The organism is Mesorhizobium sp. M1E.F.Ca.ET.041.01.1.1 (assembly GCF_003997355.1).
Taxonomy (GTDB): Bacteria; Pseudomonadota; Alphaproteobacteria; order Rhizobiales; family Rhizobiaceae; genus Mesorhizobium.
In genome coordinates this window covers 1-4265 of record NZ_RZSL01000527.1, presented here as the reverse complement: position 1 = coordinate 4265, position 4265 = coordinate 1, and the positions used below count along the sequence as shown (strand labels likewise).

Genomic DNA, 4265 nt, shown 5'->3' with positions numbered 1-4265 from the left:
GACAGTTTCCGGAGCCATCGCCATCACGCCGAAGCACCGCGATCCGATCGACTACAAGCCGCGTCCCGATCTGGTGAAGCCCGCGCCGGGACAGAAGGAAAATCTGCCGGCGCCGCAGGAAAGCATCCAGACGGCGAGCGCCGACTGGCCCGAATCGCCCGAGGCGCGCCGCGCCCGCATCCGCGCCGACGCCACCGCCCACCAGAACGACCCGAACTACCAGCCGGAGGCCGTCGAGGACGTGCAGACCGATCCGGTGGCGGTGAAGAAGGCGATGGCCGATTCGGCTTCCAGCCACCCGCCGCGCTGGTCGCCGGACGATTCCAGCGCGACCCGCACCGCTGAGATCCAGCGCCGCCTCGCGGAGCAGAAGCAGGGCAACCCCAATGTCCGCAAATATCTGAGCGAGCCGCCGCTGGCCTATCGTCAGGCCTCCGACACCGCGCCGCAGAACGAGCTCGGCGAGGACGAGTACAAGAAGGAACGCCGGCTCAAGGCGCAGGCGGAAGGCAAGAAGAGCGGCGGCTGGTTCGACTGGCTGGGCCTGTAAGCTTCCTTGCACAGCCGGCTGCGTCGCTGCTCTATATTTCCCGCTTACCGCGGAAAAAATCCTTGAGGATGAAGGCCGCTTCGCTTTCGCCTAACCCCGGATAGATATCGGGCGTATGGTGGCAGGTCGGTGAAGCGAAGAAGCGCACGCCGTTGACCACAGCGCCGCCCTTCTCGTCGGCGGCGCCGAAATAAAGCCTGCGCAACCTGGCGAACGAGATGGCGCCGGCGCACATGGCGCAGGGCTCCAGTGTCACATAGAGATCGTGGCCGGTGAGCCGCTCGCTGGCGAGTTTCCGGCAGGCCTCGCGGATCGCCAGCATCTCGGCATGGGCGGTGGGATCGGCGAGTTCGCGCGTGCGGTTGCCGGCCTTCGCCACCACAACGTTGTCTTTAGCGATCACCGCGCCGACCGGCACTTCGCCGCGGCTTGCGGCCGCCTCGGCCTCCTTGAGCGCCAAAGCCATGAAATCCGGCCGCTTCACGCGCTTTCCATTCCGATTACTCCTCGCCACCCGACGGTGATCCTGTTATCTAGCGCGTGACCCTGAAAACCGGAATCGGTTTTTGCCGCGCTGCTGTACGCGCAAAATCAAGATGACACTGCCTGCGTTGCGCGTCCGAACGGGCGCGTGCGCTGTAGCAGTCCAAGACGAGCAAGATCCATATGGACGACGATAAGAAATCATCACGACAAAAGGGGCCGCGCAAAGGCGGGTCGAAACCGGCGCCGCGTGGCGACAAGCCGTTCCGCAAGGGGCCGCGCTCCGAGGGCAAGCCCTTCGAGAAGCGCGATGGCGCGCGCAAACCTTATGCACCGCGTGGCGACCGGCCGATGGCCGCCGAAGGCGAGAGGCCGCAGTTCAAGCGAGGCTACAAGCCGCGCGAAGCGGGCGAGGGCACGGAACGCGGCGAGAGGCCGTTCCGCAAGGGACCGCGCCGCGAGGGCACGTCCTTCGAGAAACGTGATGGTGCGCGAAAACCCTATACGCCACGTGGCGATCGGCCGGTGGCTGCCGACGGCGAGCGCCGCGATTGCAAGCGCAGCTATAAGCCGCGCGAAGCGGGCGAGGGTGCCGAGCGCGGCGAAAAGCCGTTCCGCAAAGGACCCCGCCCAGAGGGCAAGTCCTTCGAGAAGCGCGACGGCGCGCGCAAACCCTATACGCCACGCGGCGACCGGCCGATGGCCGCTGAAGGCGAGCGCGGCGAAAGGCGCTTCGACCGTCCCAAGCGCGACTTCGCCGACCGTCCCCAACGTGATTTCGCGGACCGGCCAAAGCGCGATTTCAGCGATCGCTCGCCGCGCGACGCCGCGCCCAGGCAGGGCGGCTTCAAGCCGCGTCCGCGCCCTTCGGAAGCAGCGCCCGAAGCCGGCGAGCGTATCGCCAAGCGGCTGGCGCGCGCCGGCATCGCCTCGCGCCGCGATGCCGAGGAGCTGATCGCCGCCGGCCGCGTCAAGGTCAACGGCAAGGTGCTAACCTCGCCGGCCTTCAATGTCACGCCCGACGACATCATCCATCTCGACGGCACGGAGATCCCGCCGATCGAACGCACGCGGCTGTTCCTGTTCCATAAGCCGGCGGGGGTGGTCACCACCAACCGCGACCCCGAAGGCCGCAAGACCGTCTTCGACGTGCTGCCGGCCGATCTGCCGCGGCTGATGACCATCGGCCGGCTCGACATCAACACGGAAGGGCTGCTGCTGCTCACCAACGACGGCGGGCTGTCGCGTGTGCTCGAGCTGCCGGCCACCGGCTGGCTGCGGCGCTATCGCGTCCGCGTCCACGGCAAGGTCGAGGAGAGCGCGCTCGCCGGCCTGCGCGAAGGCATCGCTGTCGACGGCGTCTTCTACGGTTCGATCGAAGCATCGCTCGATCGCGAGCAGGGCAGCAACGCCTGGCTGACGATCGGTCTGCGCGAAGGCAAGAACCGCGAAGTGAAGAACATTCTTGGCGCGCTTGGCCTCGATGTCACGCGGCTGATCCGCATTTCCTATGGGCCATTCCAGCTCGAGGACCTGCCCGAGGGCCATGTGCTGGAGATCAAGGGACGCGTGCTGCGCGACCAGCTCGGCGAACGGCTGATCGAGGAGTCCGGCGCCAACTTCGATGCCGAGATCACAAAGCCCTTTTCCAACAAGCCGGTGCGACGCAGCGACCCGCGCCACGACGAGGCAGAGCGGCCGAAGTTCACGCGCGAGGGCGACCGCCGTCCAATCGGCGAAGGCGGGCTGATCAAGGCCCGCAAGCGCCGCGAAGGCAGCCGCGACGAGGCGCTGGGCAAGCTGTCGACCAGGCCTGACAGGGCCTTTGGCGAGCGCGGTCCCAAGTCCGGCTTCGGCAAGTCCGAACGCGGCGGCTTCGGCGGCAAGCCGGGCGGCAGCAAACGCGAACCCCGCCCGATCGAGCCGCCCGGCCAGCGCAAGGCCAATGTCTGGATGGCGCCGGGCGCGCGCCCTATCGGCAAGGGCAGGGCGGAGGCCGAAGCCGCCAGGGCCGCCGAGGCGAAGGCGCGCAAGGCATCGTTCAAGCCCGGCGGCAAGGGCAAGCCGTTTGGCAAGCCACGGGGCGATCGACCCGAGGGAAGCGGTGGCGACAGGCCGCGTGGTCCTAAGGCTCCGAGAGGTGGCAATGCGGATCGTCGGCGGTGAGTTTCGCGGGCGTCCGCTGGCGACGCCCCGTTCGAATGCCATCCGCCCGACCACCGACCGCACCCGCGAGGCGGTGTTCAACGTGCTGGCGCATCGCCATGCGGAAAAGCTCGAAGGCGGCCGGGTGCTCGACCTCTTCGCCGGCACCGGCGCGCTGGGGCTGGAGGCTTTGTCGCGCGGCGCCTCCTACTGCGTCTTCATCGAGGAATCGGCGGAAGGGCGCGGCCTGATCCGCGAGAACGTCGAGAGCTTCGGGCTCACCGGCCGTACCAAGATCTTCCGCCGCGACGCCATTCATCTCGGCGAGGCCGGTACGCTTTCGCCTTTCGGTCTGGTCTTCGCCGACCCGCCCTACGGCAAGGGGCTCGGCGAGCGCGCGCTGCGCTCGGCAAAGGCCGGGGGCTGGCTTCTGCCCGGCGCGCTTTGCGTGGTCGAGGAGGCGGCGTCCGCGCCCTTCGAGCCGGGCCCCGGCTTTTCCGTGGTGGACGAGCGCGGCTATGGCGATACGATCATCCGGTTCATCGAGGTCGGGTGAGCAGAGCGTATTTCCCTTCTCCCCTTGTGGGAGAAGGTGGCCGAGCGAAGCTCGGAACGGATGAGGGGTGTTGGACGGAACGCTTCCTTGCAGATACAAGCAGTCGAAGCGATTGTATTTCCATCGCCTCGTTTCTTCCAGCACCCCTCATCCGTCTCGGCGCTGCGCGCCGATCCACCTTCTCCCACAAGGGGAGAAGGAAAAGGCGCAAGCGCCTCGAAAATGACGAACAATTCACTTTGCCTCGCCAGCAAAGCTTTTCTATCGTTGCGCGACCGAAACCGGAGCATTTGATGACATTGAACACCCGAGGGCTGTGCGCAGCACTCCTTGCCGGCACGTTGGCGCTCGCGGCGGCGATGCCGGCGCGCGCCGCGGACGACGCCGAGGTCAAGGATTTCCTGCTCGACAACGGCATGGAAGTGGTGGTCATTCCGGATCATCGCGCTCCGATCGTCACCCATATGGTGTGGTACAAGATCGGCAGCGCCGGGGGCGCCACCGTCTCGTGGAAGGCGGTGTAGTCGTAGG

4 protein-coding genes and 1 pseudogene are annotated in these 4265 nt (G+C 67.2%); 4 read left to right on the top strand and 1 reads right to left on the bottom strand.

Going from position 1 to position 4265, the window contains the following annotated elements; genetic code table 11:
- Positions 1 to 550 (top strand): hypothetical protein (locus tag EOA38_RS29435; protein WP_127300883.1); only part of this gene is annotated, 550 nt, incomplete at its 5' end.
- Positions 551 to 581: 31 nt separating this feature from the next.
- On the opposite strand, the gene EOA38_RS29430 is transcribed toward EOA38_RS29435, so the two are convergent.
- The gene (locus EOA38_RS29430) at positions 582 to 1034 is read right to left on the bottom strand and encodes a nucleoside deaminase (protein WP_126094415.1); all 453 of its coding nucleotides are present in this window, start codon (positions 1032 to 1034) and stop codon (positions 582 to 584) included.
- Positions 1035 to 1216: 182 nt separating this feature from the next.
- Here EOA38_RS29430 and EOA38_RS29425 point away from each other — a divergent pair, with 182 nt between their 5' ends.
- The 3 genes and pseudogenes from EOA38_RS29425 to EOA38_RS29410 form a co-directional block, all read left to right on the top strand.
- Positions 1217 to 3199 (top strand): pseudouridine synthase, encoded by a 1983-nt coding sequence (locus EOA38_RS29425; RefSeq protein ID WP_127300882.1) that lies wholly within the window; start codon positions 1217 to 1219, stop codon positions 3197 to 3199.
- Positions 3180 to 3734: a 16S rRNA (guanine(966)-N(2))-methyltransferase RsmD gene (gene rsmD / locus EOA38_RS29420; RefSeq protein WP_126094413.1), complete on the top strand. Its 555-nt coding sequence runs from the start codon at positions 3180 to 3182 to the stop codon at positions 3732 to 3734. The genes EOA38_RS29425 and rsmD overlap by 20 nt, the downstream gene beginning before the upstream one ends.
- A 293-nt stretch (positions 3735 to 4027) precedes the next feature.
- Positions 4028 to 4225, top strand: a pseudogene (locus tag EOA38_RS29410) (insulinase family protein); the annotation flags it as partial.
- Positions 4226 to 4265 lie beyond the last annotated feature (40 nt).

Coding starts and splice junctions, on each gene's coding strand:
- rsmD (WP_126094413.1), top strand. CDS start 3,180: ATGCGGATCGTCGGCGGTGAGTTTCGCGGGCGTCCGCTGGCGACGCCC.
- EOA38_RS29425 (WP_127300882.1), top strand. CDS start 1,217: ATGGACGACGATAAGAAATCATCACGACAAAAGGGGCCGCGCAAAGGC.